13 protein-coding genes are annotated in these 17,253 nt (G+C 36.2%); 7 read left to right on the top strand and 6 right to left on the bottom strand.

The annotated features are described in order from the left end of the window. Nucleotides 1-224 precede the first annotated feature (224 nt). Nucleotides 225-2,906: a CHAT domain-containing protein gene (locus AsAng_RS13355; protein WP_264793299.1), complete on the top strand. Its 2,682-nt coding sequence runs from the start codon at nucleotides 225-227 to the stop codon at nucleotides 2,904-2,906. Nucleotides 2,907-2,961: 55 nt separating this feature from the next. Here AsAng_RS13355 and AsAng_RS13350 read toward each other — a convergent pair whose 3' ends face one another. Further along, nucleotides 2,962-3,378 (bottom strand): hypothetical protein, encoded by a 417-nt coding sequence (locus tag AsAng_RS13350; RefSeq protein WP_264793298.1) that lies wholly within the window; start codon nucleotides 3,376-3,378, stop codon nucleotides 2,962-2,964. Between the two features lie 488 nt (nucleotides 3,379-3,866). After that, nucleotides 3,867-4,286 (bottom strand): hypothetical protein, encoded by a 420-nt coding sequence (locus AsAng_RS13345; RefSeq protein ID WP_264793297.1) that lies wholly within the window; start codon nucleotides 4,284-4,286, stop codon nucleotides 3,867-3,869. Between the two features lie 457 nt (nucleotides 4,287-4,743). Here AsAng_RS13345 and leuS point away from each other — a divergent pair, with 457 nt between their 5' ends. The 3 genes from leuS to AsAng_RS13330 all read left to right on the top strand — a co-directional run bounded on the left by leuS (nucleotide 4,744) and on the right by AsAng_RS13330 (nucleotide 11,005). Beyond that, complete coding sequence (gene leuS, locus AsAng_RS13340; RefSeq protein ID WP_264793296.1) at nucleotides 4,744-7,551, top strand: leucine--tRNA ligase; 2,808 nt, start codon at nucleotides 4,744-4,746, stop codon at nucleotides 7,549-7,551. A gap of 923 nt (nucleotides 7,552-8,474) precedes the next feature. Beyond that, the gene (locus AsAng_RS13335; RefSeq protein WP_264793295.1) at nucleotides 8,475-9,374 is read left to right on the top strand and encodes a hypothetical protein; all 900 of its coding nucleotides are present in this window, start codon (nucleotides 8,475-8,477) and stop codon (nucleotides 9,372-9,374) included. A gap of 119 nt (nucleotides 9,375-9,493) precedes the next feature. Then, nucleotides 9,494-11,005: a hypothetical protein gene (locus AsAng_RS13330; protein WP_264793294.1), complete on the top strand. Its 1,512-nt coding sequence runs from the start codon at nucleotides 9,494-9,496 to the stop codon at nucleotides 11,003-11,005. Here AsAng_RS13330 and xerD read toward each other — a convergent pair. The 3 genes from xerD to AsAng_RS13315 all read right to left on the bottom strand — a co-directional run bounded on the left by xerD (nucleotide 11,002) and on the right by AsAng_RS13315 (nucleotide 13,148). Beyond that, complete coding sequence (gene xerD, locus AsAng_RS13325; protein WP_264793293.1) at nucleotides 11,002-11,922, bottom strand: site-specific tyrosine recombinase XerD; 921 nt, start codon at nucleotides 11,920-11,922, stop codon at nucleotides 11,002-11,004. The two genes, AsAng_RS13330 and xerD, sit on opposite strands and share 4 nt — an antisense overlap. Before the next feature lie 2 nt (nucleotides 11,923-11,924). Beyond that, nucleotides 11,925-12,410: a hypothetical protein gene (locus AsAng_RS13320; RefSeq protein WP_264793292.1), complete on the bottom strand. Its 486-nt coding sequence runs from the start codon at nucleotides 12,408-12,410 to the stop codon at nucleotides 11,925-11,927. A 264-nt stretch (nucleotides 12,411-12,674) separates the two neighbouring features. Continuing rightward, nucleotides 12,675-13,148 carry a hypothetical protein gene (locus tag AsAng_RS13315; protein ID WP_264793291.1) on the bottom strand — a complete coding sequence of 158 codons (474 nt, stop codon included), beginning with the start codon at nucleotides 13,146-13,148 and terminating at the stop codon, nucleotides 12,675-12,677. Between the two features lie 392 nt (nucleotides 13,149-13,540). Here AsAng_RS13315 and AsAng_RS13310 point away from each other — a divergent pair, with 392 nt between their 5' ends. Together AsAng_RS13310 and dprA are read left to right on the top strand one after the other, a co-directional pair. Continuing rightward, a complete protein-coding gene (locus AsAng_RS13310) occupies nucleotides 13,541-13,984 on the top strand; it encodes a heme-binding domain-containing protein (RefSeq protein WP_264793290.1) in 444 nt (147 codons plus the stop codon). 35 nt (nucleotides 13,985-14,019) lie between these two features. Next, on the top strand, nucleotides 14,020-15,129 hold the full coding sequence (gene dprA / locus AsAng_RS13305; protein WP_264793289.1) for a DNA-processing protein DprA: 1,110 nt from the start codon (nucleotides 14,020-14,022) through the stop codon (nucleotides 15,127-15,129). A gap of 7 nt (nucleotides 15,130-15,136) precedes the next feature. Here dprA and AsAng_RS13300 read toward each other — a convergent pair whose 3' ends face one another. Next, nucleotides 15,137-15,547, bottom strand: a complete 411-nt coding sequence (locus tag AsAng_RS13300) for a secondary thiamine-phosphate synthase enzyme YjbQ (RefSeq protein ID WP_264793288.1) — start codon at nucleotides 15,545-15,547, stop codon at nucleotides 15,137-15,139. Nucleotides 15,548-15,922: 375 nt separating this feature from the next. Between AsAng_RS13300 and AsAng_RS13295 the strand changes: the two genes are divergently transcribed. After that, nucleotides 15,923-17,242, top strand: a complete 1,320-nt coding sequence (locus tag AsAng_RS13295; RefSeq protein WP_264793287.1) for a DASH family cryptochrome — start codon at nucleotides 15,923-15,925, stop codon at nucleotides 17,240-17,242. The last annotated feature ends 11 nt before the right edge of the window (nucleotides 17,243-17,253 follow it).

Here is a 17,253-nt window from a genome sequence, read left to right as displayed (position 1 = left end):
TTTAATACTCCGTAGATTTTTTTTTACAAAAAGGACAAAAAAGCATTGCCTTTATCTGCGGAGCTAAGTTAGCGAATCTCTATGAGCTACCTGTGGTTGATTCGTTATTGCTCGTGAGCCAGCAAGCTGGGTTCTGCATGGTCGAACTAATGACATTTAGAGATTGTTCTAATACCCTAAAAATAAACGATTAAATGGATCCATTCACCCTTAAAAAATTACTTATGTACACTATGCGAAGTTATTATTTTGTTGTTTTAAGTATTTTATGCTTTACGACAACAAATCTATTAGGGCAACGAACAACAATGACGGATTTTTTGCTGGCTTATAACTTAGGAGCCTATAATCGAGCAACATCTTTGGGAGAGGAGCTACTATTGCGAAAATCAACACAAAATAAGGTAGAATTATGGTTCCCTTTGACCACAAAATTGGGGATTGCTTATCACTATCTAGGAAATTACAATCGAGGATTAGAACGGCTAGAATTAGCGATTGACTGGGCAAAAAACGAATCTAATTATTCTCCTAACGATTTGTTATTGGCTTATAGCGAAAAAGGAAAAATCCTAAAGGAGTTAGAACGTCTAGTTGAGGCGCAGATAAGTTTTGCCAAGGCAGTAGCTTTGTTTGAGCAAAATAAGACGTTGGAACAAGATAGCAACTCAAAAAAGCTCTACTTAGATGCTTTGATGGGGATGGGGTATACCGTTTATGCCCAAAAAAAATATACTAAAACTAAAGCCTATTTTGAAAAAGCGTTGGCTTTTAACGATGAGAATGTTAAAGATATGGCATTATTGGCACAGGCGCATTTGTACTTAGGGAGAGTAGAAGAGAAGTTAGGTAATGCTAGTTTGGCAGGGGAACATATGTTTACAGCAATAAAAATGGGGGAGATGGAGCGGATTGAGCAGGATGTCGTTTGGAGTACATTTTATAGAGATTTGGCAGCTTATTATATAGCATACAAACGAGACAAAGAAGCTTTAGCTTATAATGATTTTGCGATTCAATCTTTGCTACCTAGTTGGAAAGGAAAGGAAGAGGGCAAGTTGCCAACAGTTAACGAATTGAATCAATCTGCTTCATTGGGATTGATGGCAGAAATACTGGCACAGCGAGGGGCAATTTATTTTGGACGTAAAAATAGCCTTGAATCATTAAAGTCAGCCTTAGATAATTATCGTCTGATGGATGTATTTATAACTCGATTGCGTCGGTTGTATACAGGCGAAACTGCTCGCTTATTGTGGTCAGATCGGGCACTAGATTTTTATAAAAAAGCAATTAAAAGTTGTTTGATTTTGTACCAAAAAACAAACAACGAACGCTATAAAATGGAAGCTTTTGAATTATCAGAGCGCAGCAAGAGCTTATTATTGTTAGAGGCTTTTAAGAAAATTAAAGCCAAAAAAATAGCAGGAGTTCCAATAGAAAAAATCCAAAAAGAGGAAGAATTGGAATACGCTGTGGATGAGTTGGATAACGAATTGTATGTCCTAAAACAAAACCGCAGAAAAGGGGAGGAGTATAAAAATGAACTGAGAGAAAAAGAAAAAGCTTTGTTAGAAAAAAGGCAAATCTATGAAGATTTTTTGATCCAATTGCGTAAACAGCACCCTGCTTATTACAAACTAAAATTTGACCTAAAGGTTGCTTCTGTCGAGGAGGTAAGAGAACGATTAGCCGCTGATCAAACGTTGATCGAATATTTTATAGGAGATGATGAATTGATTGTGTTTAGAATCGACAAAAGGGGATATGATATTTTAGAATTGCCAATTGATTTCGATTTAAAGTCTAATATAAAGCAGTTTAGAGAGGGAATTTATGGTTATTATTTGGGAAAACAAGGGCGGTCAGATTCTTTGCGTAATGCTTATTTAGAGCAATACAAGCGTTTGGGGCGTGATTTATATCGAGCGATTTTAGAACCCGTACTTACTAAAACAGCTAACAATAGGTTGATGATTATTCCTGCTGGTAATTTGGGATTTTTGCCTTTTGAAGCCTTGTTAACCAAGCCAGCCAAAGGTAACAATTTAAAAAAGATGCCTTATTTGTTGAATAAATACGCCGTAGGCTATTGTTATTCTGCTACCTTATTGCACGAAATGCAGACCAAAGAACATGTACCTCGTAAAATATTTTTGGGTTTTGCGCCAGAATTTGATCCAGAAGTGACCTTAGAGGGGCAATATAACTTTAACCCCTTGATTCATACCAAAAAAGAAGTAGCAGATATATTTGACATTATAGAAATGAATGGAAAAGTATTTAATGGTTCGATGGCAACAAAAGAAAATTTCCAACAAAATTGCGAGGATTATTGCATTGTACATATTGCAACACATGGCGTTATGAATGCTCAAAAATCAGAAAATTCTTTTTTAGCGTTTTCTGAAGTCCCCGATTCCAATGACAATGAATTGCTTTATGTTCGAGACTTATACAATATGCATCTCACTGCTAGTTTGGTTGTATTAAGTGCTTGTGAAACAGGAGTGGGAGAATTGCATGAAAGTGAGGGGATTGCTTCTTTGGCTAGAGGGTTTTCTTATGCAGGAGCTAAAAGCTTAATTACGTCCTTGTGGAGTGTAAACGATCATGCTACGGCAGTTATTATGCGTAGTTTATACGAAAACTTAAAAATGGGAATGCCCAAAGATGAAGCACTCAGAGATGCAAAGCTGAACTTTATTCAGAATGCTCGGAAGCAATCTGCGCACCCCTTTTTGTGGTCTGCGTTTATTCAAATAGGTGATGAAGCACCTTTGCCCCAAAGAGAAAATGCCACAGAAGAAGGTTTTGGGGGATTGTTTTGGGGAGGGATAGGAGCCTTATTGGTTATTTTAGGACTTTTCGTAGGACGTTACTTCATGGGGAAATGGAAAAAATAAAAAAAACTCGCTGAATTATTTTCAGCGAGTTTTTTGTTGAAGTAAGATCAACTATTTAGAATAAAGCTGCTACATCTTTATGCTGAACTTGTTCTACGGTAACACCACGAGGGACAAAAATTTGAAAGGTGTATTTTTCTTGAATTTTTACGCCTCTAATAACGAGTTCTCGTTGTGCTTTTAGCATCGTTAGAATCATGCTGCCATCTACTTCTTTGGAGGTTGCAGTATAGCGACCTGCCTCTGCCAATGCTTTTAGTGTTGCATCATTGAAGTTAACGGCATCAATCGTTGTTACAAGACGAACAATTTTTTGATCCCATTCTTGAATGTCAACATTTCCATCTACTGCTAAAGTGATTACTTTGCTACCAGTATGTTGGTATGATTTAACAATATTTTTTTGTACTTGGGTATGAGCTACTAGTGCAAAACCTAGCATCATCATTGTTGTTAGGACTAAATGTTTCATGCTCTTGCTTTTAGATTCTGTAGTATGTGGGACCTACAAAATATGATTGAATAAATTGGGAAAAATGTGTGAGATTTATTTTAAATTAACGCAATATATTTTATAAAACGATTTTTTTTTCTTAAGGGTTGGGGTAATTGATGATTAAACTAAAAAAAAAAGCAAAACTTAGTGGTTTATTATATATGTATATAGTGCACCTAAAGAATGGGGTATGTTTCTAATCTGGCGTGAAATTAAATAAAAAAAGTGAAAACACAATAGGATGGAAACATTTTATATGTAAAAAATATAATATTTTGTGAATTGATTAATAAGCTTGTATCTTTTGTTGGTGTTCTGATAGAGTGCTTAGTATCTGCCTTAAAATGAAATAGGAGAATTGCTTGTAGAGCAATTCTCCTATCATTTTTATAATGCAATCCCTTCAGAGGGCAAATTGATATTTAAAGTAGGGGATAGATGTATTCCTTATTGCAGAGCAATGGTTAGTTAACGGTATCTGTATTACTGTCGTAGTCAGAGCTAGTTTCTATGGTAATTCCTTTAGGGACAAGAATTTCATAGTTTAGAACCTCATTTAACAACTGTCCTTTGATGGTTACTTTGGTTGCCAATTTAGGCATGTTAACCGTCATAACACCGTCTTTGGTTGTTGTTTCTAACGTATAACGACCAACAGCAACAAGACGTTTTAAAATCTCTTCGTTAAAATTAGTCAATTCGATTGTTGTTGTTACTCGAATGAATTGTTCGTCCCATTCTGTAATATTTGTAGCGCCGTCTAAATTTAGGACTACAGTAGAAGCCTGAGTTGCCAAAGATTTGACAAATGTTTTTTGGCTTTGCGCAAAGGTGATTTGAGCAGCCAAGCAACAAAAAATTAAAAGTGTAAATATTTTTTTCATAAATAATAATATTATGTGTGGGTTGAAAAAATGGAGTAAAGTTTTTATGTTATATAACATCTTCCCTTTGAAGGTGCAAAGATGCAAATTAAATACCAAAAAAGCAACTAACTTTTTAAGTTACAAATACTTAACAAAAGGAATTGTTTTTCGATTAGAACAATGACCAAATATTATTTGGGGCACTTGTTTTATCTCCTTTTTTGCATTGTATTTCATGCCCTTTATAGACATAACATTTTTTTCATAAAAATAATTCTCTAATCTGATTTAGAGTTATTTTTATGGAAAATTAGGGGCAAATGGAACTATTTTTAAAAAACTATAATTGTTAAGTAACCACTTTCAAAAACTTTACATAAATTCGTTGGCTAAAGAGTTGTGAACTCTTAGTTATGAAAAACATATATAAATTTATAGAAAATAAATATACAAACAACAACTATTTCTTATTACAATGGATTACGAATCAGGCGAAATTGAGGCGAGATGGCAAAAATATTGGGTAGAAAATCAGGTATACAAAACTTCTAATGATACCTCAAAACCCAAGTATTACGTATTAGATATGTTCCCCTATCCATCTGGAGCAGGCTTGCATGTAGGACACCCTATGGGGTATATTGCTAGTGATATCTTTGCTAGATACAAACGTTTACAGGGATATAATGTCCTGCATCCCATGGGCTATGATGCTTTTGGTTTGCCAGCAGAACAGTATGCTATACAAACAGGAGTACACCCTGCGGTATCTACCAATCAGAATATTGATTTTTATCGTAAGCAATTAGATAATCTAGGCTTCTCTTTTGATTGGAGCCGATCTGTGAATACGTCTGATCCTAACTATTATAAATGGACTCAACATATCTTCTTGAAGTTGTTTGGGCATTATTACAACAATGAAACCAATAAGGCAACTGCAATAGAAGAATTGATTGCTGTTTTTGAACAGGAGGGCAACGCTAGTGTAAATGCTGCGTCTAGTCAGGAAGCTATTTTTTCGGCAGCGGAATGGCGTGCTTATAGCCCCAAAGAACAAGATGATGTTTTGATGAATTACCGTTTGGCTTATCGAAAGGTTGGTTTTGTTAATTGGTGCGAAGAATTGGGAACTGTTTTGGCTAACGATGAGGTCAAAGATGGTGTTTCTGAGCGTGGTGGTTTTCCTGTCATCAAACGTCCTATGCGCCAATGGGCTTTGCGTATTACTGCTTATGCTGAACGTTTGTTGGAGGGCTTGGATCAAGTTGACTTTTCGGAAGCTCTAAAAACTCAACAGCGCAATTGGATTGGTCGCTCAGAGGGCGCTAAGTTGTTTTTTGATTTGAAGGGGCATGATGGTGCAATTGAAGTCTTTACAACTCGTCCTGATACCGTTTTTGGAGCAACATTTATGGTTTTGGCACCAGAACACGATTTGGTAAACCAAATTACTACTCCAGAACAAAAAGAAGCTATTGAGGCATATCAAAAATATGCCAACAGCCGTTCAGAGCGAGATCGTATGGCTGATGTTAAATCTATTACAGGTGCTTTTACAGGTGCTTATGCAATAAATCCTTTTACAGGAAAAGAAATTCCAGTTTGGATTGCCGATTATGTATTGATTGGTTATGGAACAGGAGCCATCATGGCGGTACCTAGTGGAGATGAACGTGATCATCGTTTTGCTACTCATTTTGAATTGGATATCGTTCAAGTTGTTGACCAATCGGCGCATGAAGGGGCTGGAATTGGAGATAAAGTAGGCGTAATGATGAATTCAGATTTCTTGGATGGAATGCCTGTTAAAGAAGCTATTTTGGCGGCCATCAAAGAAATCGAGACCAAAAAAATAGGAGAGGGAAAGGTAAATTATCGTTTGAGAGATGCAAACTTTAGTCGCCAGCGTTATTGGGGAGAGCCTTTTCCTGTTAAATATGATAAAGATGGTGTCGCTCATGCGGAGACTCAATTGCCATTAGAATTGCCAACGTTGGACAATTTTAAACCTACAAGCGAAGGAAAAGCGCCGTTGGCTAGAGCTACCGATTGGGTAACGCAAGGAGATATGACTCGTGAGATTGATACCATGCCTGGTTTTGCAGGTTCTTCTTGGTATTTTTTGCGTTATATGGACCCTACCAATGAGGCAGAGCCATTCAGCAAAGAGGCGGTGAATTATTGGAAAGAGGTGGATTTGTACGTTGGTGGAGCCGAGCACGCTGTTGGGCATTTGATGTACTCTCGTTTTTGGCACAAGTTTATGTACGATTTGGGTATGGTGCCTACTCGTGAGCCTTACAAAAAATTGGTGAACCAAGGGATGTTACAAGGGGTCATTGAGTTTTTGTATATGCTCAAAGAAAAACAGAATGGAAAATCTGTTTTTATCAGTGCTGATAAACTAGCAGAATACGAAGGACAAGAAACCACCCAGATTCCTGTACACATTGATTTTGTAGTTGATTATGGAAAAGAAAGCTCTTATTTGAACGAAGAGGGAATTAAAAAGTTTAGAGCTTGGCGACCAGATTATACCGATGTATTATTTGTAACCAATGAAGCAGGTCATGTTGTTACCAACAGTGAAATTGGCAAAATATCAAAGTCTAAGTTTAATGTAATTAACCCTGATACCGTCATTCAAGAACATGGCACAGATTGTTTTAGAATGTACGAAATGTTCTTGGGACCATTGGAAGATAGCAAACCGTGGGACACCAAAGGTATTACAGGAGTGTCTAAGTTTTTGCGCAAATTCTGGAATCTATTTCACAAAGATGGAGCTTGGATGGTGTCCAACGAAAAAGCGAGTGCAGAAGAATTAAAAATCTTGCATACAGCTATTAAAAAGGTGAACCAAGATATTGCTAACTTCTCTTTTAATACTTGTATCGCTCATTTTATGGTGGCAACAAATGACTTGAAAAAAGTCAATTGCAACAAACGTGAGATTTTGGAAATGATGGTTGTCTTAATGGCGCCATTCGCTCCTTTTTTGACAGAAGAGTTGTGGCATAAATTGGGTAATGAAGGCTCTGTTCATGCCAATGCAGTTTATCCTAAGCACGATGATGCTCACTTGGTTCAGAATACAATTACCTATCCTGTTTGTATCAATGGTAAAAAACGTGCAATGGCAACCTTTGCCGCTGATGCCAATAAAGATGCGATAGAAAAAGAAGCATTGAGCATCGAGGAGGTGCAGAAATGGATCGATGGAAAAACGATCCGAAAAGTAATTGTTGTTCCTAAGCGTATGGTCAATATTGTAATTTAGCCGACCTTTTTATATAAAAACTTTGGTGCAAGTACAGCAGTACTTGCACTTTTTTTATATATTTGGGGCATCCCATCTAATATCAAAATTTCAACCTATTTTATGATTACTCCTCTAACCTGAAATTTTTGATCCCAATAAGTTTTTAATTTTCTTTAGAAGAAATTTTTAATAATAATTAGTACTAATGATTAGTAATGCGTTAGTTGTCAGACTGATTGCTGTTTTGTAAGCTAAATCACCAAATTGTTAAATCGTTTTGTCAATTTATTTTTAGTTATTTTAAGGTGATAGGGCTAAGTGAACGCTCATTTTTAATTTAATGCAGGATAAAAGAAATAGAGCTAAGATAAAGTAAGGATTTAGTAGGGTTATTTTTAAGACCTTAAATCGTTGTGCTTTTAATATGTATTCCTTAGTGGTTTATTCTGTACTAAAATTTTTAAAATAGATTGATATTTTATTAAAAAAAAGAAGAAAAATTAATTGCTAATTCTAAGTAAAGAAGGATAATTTAATAGCAAATTATCCACTTGAATTCATAATTCTTTTTATTTTAGAGCAACATGCTTATTAATTTATGGTTATATATTTTGGGTTTTAGAGACTTATATGTTTTGGTAAAATGTCTTTAAAATATATGTATATATACAGAGTATACTATCCTCGAAACAATTGGCTCTTTTTAAGCCAGCCTTTTTGTAAGTGGGAGTGTTTTTGCTCATCTTGATAACTTATCAGGTTGTGAGAGTTCTCTAAGTGCATCAAAATAGTGTAGGCAGGTATACCCAAAATGACTTAGCATCAAAATAAAGTTATTGTTTTATCCCTTTGTGCCCCCAAAAGGATAGTATTCGTGTTAAAAAGTTATCAATACCCCAAATAGAGGATTTATACAATCCTCATAAAAATAAATTGTGATTATGTTTAAATGGATTTTAATAGGTAGTCTAATTAGTTGCTTTTTTGTTTCTTTTGGACAAAAAAGAGATTCGCTTCGTCTTGTTATTGCACTAGATGCAGCCAACGACCAAATAGAAACTTCCTATGGGTATTGGGAAGCACGGGCTAATGTAGATGTGAAGGTTAATATGTATAGTTTGAATGGAGCCGTTAAGCGCTTGGCAAAACAATATACCATGCGTTATGATCAAGGGGAAGATGCTTGGACCGTAATGCTTCCTATGGGCTTTTTTGAATTACAGGTAAAATCCTTTGGTTTTAAGGATATTAAATTCCCTTTACGACTCAAAAAAGACTATCGACATGAGTTTTCATTAGAATTAGATTCGGTATCTTATACCTATAAAAATAGAAAATTGTATAATTATATACCAGGTACCTTAAACTTTTGTGCTACTATATATGTACAATTCAAGGATGGCGATCCTGCCGAGCAACTTGCTTTTTTGACAGAGGTGTTGGCGGTAGAAGGATTGGAACATCTAAATGTGCTTAGAACACAGAAAATACGTCATGCCAATGCTTTTTTGGTTACTTTAGATATTGCAGATCGTACCCCTCTTAATATGATTTTATACCAAAAAATGACGAAGCAACCTCAAATAGAAAGGGGCTACCTTATTGGTGGAGATGTTACCAGGGCTATTGAATTAATTCAAGAGAACAGTAACGTGCTTTTTGCTAACCCAAGTTTCTTAGACGACCCTAATCAAGTGTTCATGACTTCTTCTAATTATACCAAAAGTGAAGAGTTGGAACGCAAATTGTTAAGATTAATGGAAGAAGACACCAAAACCCTCAACAAAATTAATTACATCATAGAAAAAACAACTCCGAAGGAAGTGGCGGAGGAAGGATAGGAAGAAACAAAGATCGCATCAAATAATAGGTCTTCCCATTAGGCTTTTATAAAAGATTAGTACAGTTAATATCCAAAGTTAGTTTCTAAATCTAAATGGTCGAATACAACCAAAACCTTATGAGATTAGGCGCATTATTTTGCATGATATATCTATGGTCTAACACAATTGCTTGGGCACAGACAAACGTAGAACTAGAGGTGGAATGTTTTACAGATGATATGGTCACAGTTGCGACCTTAGATACTACTTATTTGTATCCTTGGAACAAACGTGTTTTAGCTTCTGTTCACGCTTTTCTATCCTTAGAAAAAGGAAACCACGATGTGATGATTTTGGTTACCATGCCTAAGGGGAAACCCGTTTTTGTAGAGGTCAGCTCTAGACCTCAACTCAAGAAAGAAACGACCGATCATCTGATTCGTCGCATAGAAGCCTTGTCACGTCCTCCACGTTCTAAATTAACAGAATATGCTTATTTGATTGAGGCAAAAGTAGGAAAGGGCTGTGAAGACCCTCAACTCAAATTTTTGCCAAAAGTAGCACTTCCTGAAGAGAAGGTTCAAGCCCAGTTTGAGGCTGCTGATCTAAAAGGAAAATCAGAGTTGTTTCAGAATTGGGTAATAGAGGATGTCATGCCTGTTTTAGCTTTTTATGAAGATAGTATACATACACAACTAAAAGGCGTTAATGCGATTGGGAATATTCTAAGAGAGAAAAAATTTTTAGAAAAATCTTCTAAAGAACTGACCATAGAAAATTCGGATTATTGGAGGGCTACCATGGAAATTGAATCTGGAAATGGTCTGGTGATCTTATCCAAAATATGCATTCATGTTGCGAATGGTGAATTTGATTTGGCAAAGCGGTATCTGAATATTGCGCAAGCTTTTCCCGAACAAAATTCTATGGCATTAAACTTTTATTACCAGTTTGATTTTAGAATGGAATGGCTGTTTGATGATATTCGAGAAGAAGTTCGAATTGGGAAACAGTTTCAATTTGAAGGTGATTTTGAAAGTGCAGCATTGCATTTTGAGGAACAATTAAACGTTTTACCCAAATGTGCAGCTTTTAATTATGAAAGGTATTATTCGAGATCGCTTTTGATTAGCGAGTATAGCCCAGAAGATATTATTCAACTCTGGAAAGATTGCAACGAAGCGGTTTATGCCTGTGATCCTCTTTTTAACATGAATGTACCTGCAAGAAATAGCAAAGATTTGTACCTAATGTCTAAACGACATGAAATCAATCTGTTGTTTGACAATCAGGTGAGCATTGAAGATAACATATTGGAATATGCAGATATTGCACTAGATTTAGAAGTATATGGCTTTGCTGCACATATGTATTGGCTAATTATCGGCAATAAGCCAGATGAATTTCCAGAGCGAGATATTTTAGCACATTATCTCTATTGCCTAGAAAAATTGGGTGACACAGAAAATATTACTTCTTTTGAAGAAGAATACACTCGCCAAAAATTCAAAAAAATTGAACGAGAACGCAAACAAGCCATGGAAAAAAGCTCTGTTTATAGTCGCTCTTTAGGGATTCAGAATAAAACACCGAATGGAAGGCATCCTAAAGGAGGCAAAAAAAATAAAGGGCACGACAAACACAACTAATCTTTTGTCTTTAGCTCAGATTGATTTCTAGGATGGAATCGATTGATGGTGTCGGTAAGGTAGCCCATGTCTAGGTGGGTGTATATTTCGGTTGTAACAATAGATTTGTGCCCTAATAAGTCTTGTACAACTCGTAAGTTGGCTCCTCCCTCTATCAAATGTGTTGCAAAGCTATGCCTAAAGGTATGAGGCGATACTTTTTTGTCAATTCCAGCTCGAATGGCTAACTCTTTTATGATAATAAAAATCATGTTTCGAGTCAGTTGACCTCCTCGGCGGTTTAGAAAGACAATATCTTCACTTGCTAACTTGATATTAGGCATTTGATTTCGATCTTGAAGATAAAAATTTAGGTGCTTGATTGCTTGTTCTCCAATAGGAATCATTCGTTCTTTGTTGCCTTTACCTATTACCTTAATAAAACCAATGTGCAAGTACATATTGGAGAGCTTAAGATGGGTTAATTCGCTTACCCGTAAGCCACAGGCATACAAAACTTCTATGATGGCTCGGTTTCTAGTGCCTTGTTTTTTAGAGTGGTCTATAGCTGCTATTAACTGCTCAATTTCTTGATAAGACAATACAGAAGGAAGGGAACGAGCTAATTTAGGAGCACTTAGCAATAAAGCTGGATCGTCAGCAATAACTTCCTCAATCACTAAGTACCGAAAAAAGGCTTTTAGGCTAGAAACAATGCGAGCTTGCGAATTGATGCTCAATCCTAATTCATTCAAATAAGCGATAAAATCTTGCAAGTCTTTTAGGAGCAATTCAGATAGCCCTCTGTTCAATTCATGGATCTTCATAAATTGTAGCAGTTTGCTTAAATCTTGCAAATAAGCTTCTATAGAGGCCGCAGATAAGCCTTTTTCTAATTGCAAAAATGCTCTAAAGGATTTGATATAAGGTAGTTCCATAACTATCCACCTAAAGTGCCTTGAACGCCAAAATCGATTCGAATACGTGTTTCTGTAACGGGGATTGATCTAAATATAAGCTTTAGTTCCATTTCAAACGCATCTTTGGTAATGTGGTCTTTCATATCTAGAATGGATGGATAAAGCTGTACCGTACCTGCATTGGTCACTGGCAAATTGGTTTGGTAAGCCATCTCTTTTTTGTTGGTTCCATCTATCGTATAAAAGTAAGCCTGTTGGATAAAATCTAGGTTCTGTTCTCCATATTCGGTTGTTAGGGTAACATAGGAAGGTCTGGCTTCTAACAAATTGTCAAAAGTAGCTCCTGGAATATTAGAAAGAACAAAATGATGCGAAAAACCAGTATTTAAACCTGCTGGAATTGTCACATAAGTTCTGAACGGAACATCTACGGTTGGTCCCTTCTGACAGGCACTAAAGATTAAACAAGAAACAGCAAAAAATAAAATGCTTAGACGGTTGGGCATATAAAATGGTATTGGTAAATTAAATAAATATTTTAAGTTTGTCCTGTACCCAGTACACTGTAAATTAAATATTGATACCTTAATAAACGAAAAAAAGATAGAAAGAGACAACTTTCGTATCCTTATTACTCCGTTGAAAACCATGTAGTAGCAGTAGGTTTAATTTCACTTGGTTGATTGTCAGTGCTATATGTTTTTGTGAAATGAAACATAAAACACCTTCAATATCCGTTTAATTATACAGGTGTCAAACTTCAACCAATATCAATGCTTTTTTATTCCTTCAAAGATACTTTTTTGTTGAAGCGAACCAAAATCGCAATCGTGGCGGTGTTTATGATGATAGGTAAGTTTATTTTCTAAGGGGAAAAATTGCAACTGATACACTTTGATGCCATTGCATTCATCGGCAGTATACAAAGACATATCGCTGTACTCATTTGGACTATCGGGCGAATAAATTAAAATATTCGATTCATCCCCATTTATAATTAAACCATTAGGTGCTGTGCTGGATTTTGATATAACAACCGTTTGATTTTCTATTACATCATCTACTACAGTGCTTTCTTGGTTGTTGTTGTCTTCTGCTTTGTTTTCGATTTGAATTGTACCCGTATAAGTACCAATCAGGTCGTCTCTAAGATCTTGTTGGGGGACAAGTAGGTCTTTTTGTTGACAACTAATGACAAAAAGCATGGATAGAACTAAGGAATAATAAATAGGTAGTAGTTTCATTGTATTAGAATTGGTAGTGTTTAAGATGTTTTGTAACTAACAAAGCCTAGACCAAAGGTTTCATTTTTGGCGAGTTTAACGTTTGATTATGATAATTATTGATAAAAGAAAATAAATTGCCTGCTATCAACATTCATTACAAGATGAGCCTACCTTTTGTAACAAAGTTTAATAATAATCTATTATTATTGGGGAATTAAAATTTTGAAGTTGTTTAAAAATGTTGTTGATTTTCGAGATCAAAGCTAGTAGTTATCGGGCAAAGCTCGTTTTTTGTTTCGTAGCTGGAAGCTACGGGGCTAAAAATAGCTGCCGATCCGATGGCTGCTATGGTTGGATCGCAGGTGTTAAGATCATTTTTAAACAACTTCTTTATACAAAACCACAGAATAATGAATAAAAAGAAAATTTTTTTAGCAATACTTGGGCTATTTGCCATACTTCAGTTTTTTCAGATCGATAAAAGCCCTATTCCTATTGACCAAGCAAAGACCTTTGCTGCTAATGAAAATCCTCCTGAAGCGATTCTGGCTCAGATCAAAGCTTCTTGTTATGATTGCCACTCTAACGAAACAAAATATCCTTGGTATACGTACGTAGCTCCTATATCATTTTGGATAAGAGGACATATTACCCATGCACGAGAAGCATTAAATTTTTCTACTTGGTCAGAAATGACAGCAGAGGATCAAAAGCATGCACTTCATGAGTGTGCTGAAGAAATAGAAGAAGGACATATGCCACCTAAAGGTTATTATAGAATGCATGGAGATGCTTATCTGGATGATGCCCAAAAAACAGCATTACAAAATTGGTTTGATGCCCAAAGCCATTAATAGGCTAGGTGCTCAAAATCTAAATTCCCTAAAATTTGAACCAACCAGCAGCAGCCCAAGAAGAACTCATTTATAAAATAGCACTACATCTAGTGCCGAATATTGGTAACAAAACAGCTTTAGAATTGCTAAGTTATTATGGCTCTGCTAAGGCTGTTTTTTACAAGGCGACAAGTGCCGAGCTTTGTCAGTTCCAAAAAATTGGTTTGGCTACTGCTCAGCAAATTATAACAAAAAAGACCTTACAACGAGCAGAAGAAGAGTGGGAGTTTGCTCAGAAGTATAAGATTAGAGTGCTTTCTCAAGAGATGTTGGATTATCCCAAGCGACTCAAAAATTGTCATGATGCTCCTTTTTTGTTGTATTATAAAGGAAATGCCAATCTTAATGCTGCCAAAATAGTTGCAATTGTAGGCACCCGAAAACCGACGAAACAAGGGCGGCTTTTTTGTGAGCGTCTGATACAAGATTTAGCAGGTTACAATCCACTTATTGTTAGTGGCTTGGCTTATGGTGTTGATGTTACTGCTCACAAAAAATGTTTGGAATTGCAGTTGCCCAATATTGGTGTTGTAGCACATGGTTTAGATCGTATTTATCCGCAGTTGCACAAGCCTATTGCACAGCGGATGGTAGATTGTGGTGGTATTTTAACAGAATTTAAGACACAAACAGAGCCTTTACCACAACATTTTCCAATGCGCAATCGAATTATTGCAGGAATGGCAGATGCAATTGTTGTGATAGAAACGGCTAATCGAGGCGGCTCTATGATTACTGCATGTATTGCCAACGAATACAATAAAGATGTATTTGCGGTTCCAGGAAACGTGGATGCCCCACTATCTAAAGGCTGTAATCACCTCATCAAAACACATCGTGCTTCTTTATTGGAATCTGCGGAGGACATTGCCTATATTTTGCGCTGGGAAAAACAACAAGCAGGTCGCCAAAAGCAACTATTTGCACAATTATCAGCAGAAGAGCGTTTAATTGTTGATTTGATGGTTGGGCAAGAAGTTCATTTGGAACAATTGATTCAGCAAACCAAGATTAGTACGAGTCGTATAGCAGCTTTATTGCTAGAATTAGAACTCAAAGGAATGGTTCGGGCTTTGCCTGGTAGCCATTTTCGTCTATCTTAATCATTATTTAAGAGTAGATGGTTGCAACCACTTTTCGAGGACCACCTTGATTTCTAAATTCACAGAGATAAATGCCTTGCCAAGTGCCCAAATTAAGTTGCCCATTACTAATGGGAATTTGGATCGAAACGCCAACCAAGGATGATTTGATGTGTGCAGGCATATCGTCTGGACCTTCTATGGTATGCACCAAATAAGGCAAGTTTTCAGGAACCAATGCATTAAAGATGCTTTCAAAATCTGTTCGAACATCGGGGTCGGCATTTTCATTGATGGTTAACCCTGCTGAGGTATGTTGCAAAAAAAGATGAAATAGCCCTGTAGAGGGCAATTGAGGCAGGGCATTAAGGACTTCTGCCGTAATCAAATGAAAACCTCTTTCTCTTGCGGTTAAATTAAATGCGATTTGTTGAATCATAATCGTTGTTTTTTTGTTATAGAGGTCAAAGAAAAGATTATTTTCAATAAAAAATGAAAGTTTCTTAAAGTTTATATTTTAGGGCAAACTCTTTGTCCACTTTTTTTGTTACTTTTATGCAATTTTTGGAATTGAAATAATGAAGTTGTTTAAAAATGGGATTGCATTAAAAATGAGTACACCCCGAAGGAGCAGCAAAGCTAATTTTTTCTATAATCAAGACAAAAATTTGCCGCATAGCCTTAGCTATGGGGCTAATTTTTAACGATGAGTAGAGGAAAAAGAGATGTCATTTAGAATATTAGCTCATTTTTAGAAAACTTCAATGCCTTTGACCTACCCCAATAAAGCTTCTTACTACTAATTGTTACTACTATGAAAAAAGCAAAACGAATAATAGTCTGGTTTCGAAAAGACTTACGATTGCACGACAATGAAGCGTTGACTAAAGCCATAGAAAATGGAGAAGAAGTAATTCCTGTTTATGTTTTTAATGAAGAAGAATTGATGGGACAAACTCCTTATCAATTTCAAAAAACAGGACCTTTTCGAGCGCAATTCTTATTGGAGAGTGTTGCGCACCTTCGTAGTGCTTTACGGCAAAAGGGGATTGACTTGATTATTCGCAAAGGCAAACCAGAAGAAGAGGTTTATAAATTGGTGAAAGAAATTGATGCCAGTTATGTTTATGCCAACATGGAACGTACGCACGATGAGGTATTAGTACAAAACGCACTAGAAAAAAACTTATGGTCGTTGGGCTTAGAGATATTATTTTTTAGAGGAAAAATGCTCTATTATACCCAAGACCTACCGTTTCCTATTGCTCACTCGCCAGATGCCTTTAGTTCTTTCCGAAAAGAAGTAGAACGTTTTATTCCAATCAGAAAACCATTGGCAGAACCTATTTCCTTTTCTTCATGGAGTATTGACATAGAGGTAGGGGCTTTACCTTCTTTAAAAGAACTGGGACATGATGCCATCAACCGAGATAAACGGGCAGATCTTTGGTTCAAAGGAGGGGAAGAAAATGCGCTATTGAGATTACACACGTATTTTGGTCCTAAGAGACACTTAGATTCTTTCGCAGAAACTCGTTATGACCTAAAGGGATTAAATGCCGCTTCTAGATTATCTCCTTGGTTGGCTTTGGGCTGTCTTTCTCCCAAATATGTTTATGCAGAACTAAAAAAATACGAAAACAAGTACAAAAACAATAAATCTACTCAAACCTTTTTATCGGAATTGCTGTGGCGGGATCACTATCGTTTGATGGGGAAAAAATACAAAGATAAGATATTTGAAAAGGGAGGTATTCGTGGACAAGAAACTAAGAAACTGGAGGAAGACCAAGCTGCATTTAAGGATTGGATAAATGGAAAAACAGAGTCGGATTTAATCAATGCTTGTATGTTACAACTAAAACATACTGGTTTCTTGAGCCACAAAGGGCGACAACTGGTCTCTAGTTATTTAGTGAATGACTTGAAAATTAGTTGGCGTATGGGAGCTATTTACTTCCAGCATATTTTAATCGATTATGATATTTGCTCCAACTGGGTCAATTGGAATGTAGTTGGTGGAGTTGGTCCTGATACCAAAGAAGATCGCTATCTGAATATGGAAAATCAAGTAAAGCGATTTGATAACAAAGGCGAATATAGGGCGCTTTGGCTGGGATCTGTTTGCTCTTGATTTTGTTTTGT

Origin of the sequence: Aureispira anguillae (assembly GCF_026000115.1) — a bacterium.
Classification (GTDB): domain Bacteria; phylum Bacteroidota; class Bacteroidia; order Chitinophagales; family Saprospiraceae; genus Aureispira; species Aureispira anguillae.
Note: the sequence above shows the minus strand (reverse complement) of the source record. Positions and strands in the feature narration are given on the sequence as shown.

Bases quoted from the DNA above. Each gene is read 5' to 3' on its own strand.
- AsAng_RS13350 (WP_264793298.1), bottom strand. From the start codon at position 3,378: ATGAAACATTTAGTCCTAACAACAATGATGATGCTAGGTTTTGCACTA.
- AsAng_RS13345 (WP_264793297.1), bottom strand. From the start codon at position 4,286: ATGAAAAAAATATTTACACTTTTAATTTTTTGTTGCTTGGCTGCTCAA.
- AsAng_RS13315 (WP_264793291.1), bottom strand. From the start codon at position 13,148: ATGAAACTACTACCTATTTATTATTCCTTAGTTCTATCCATGCTTTTT.
- xerD (WP_264793293.1), bottom strand. From the start codon at position 11,922: ATGGAACTACCTTATATCAAATCCTTTAGAGCATTTTTGCAATTAGAA.
- leuS (WP_264793296.1), top strand. From the start codon at position 4,744: ATGGATTACGAATCAGGCGAAATTGAGGCGAGATGGCAAAAATATTGG.
- AsAng_RS13355 (WP_264793299.1), top strand. From the start codon at position 225: ATGTACACTATGCGAAGTTATTATTTTGTTGTTTTAAGTATTTTATGC.
- AsAng_RS13310 (WP_264793290.1), top strand. From the start codon at position 13,541: ATGAATAAAAAGAAAATTTTTTTAGCAATACTTGGGCTATTTGCCATA.
- AsAng_RS13330 (WP_264793294.1), top strand. From the start codon at position 9,494: ATGAGATTAGGCGCATTATTTTGCATGATATATCTATGGTCTAACACA.
- AsAng_RS13295 (WP_264793287.1), top strand. From the start codon at position 15,923: ATGAAAAAAGCAAAACGAATAATAGTCTGGTTTCGAAAAGACTTACGA.
- AsAng_RS13335 (WP_264793295.1), top strand. From the start codon at position 8,475: ATGTTTAAATGGATTTTAATAGGTAGTCTAATTAGTTGCTTTTTTGTT.
- AsAng_RS13300 (WP_264793288.1), bottom strand. From the start codon at position 15,547: ATGATTCAACAAATCGCATTTAATTTAACCGCAAGAGAAAGAGGTTTT.
- AsAng_RS13320 (WP_264793292.1), bottom strand. From the start codon at position 12,410: ATGCCCAACCGTCTAAGCATTTTATTTTTTGCTGTTTCTTGTTTAATC.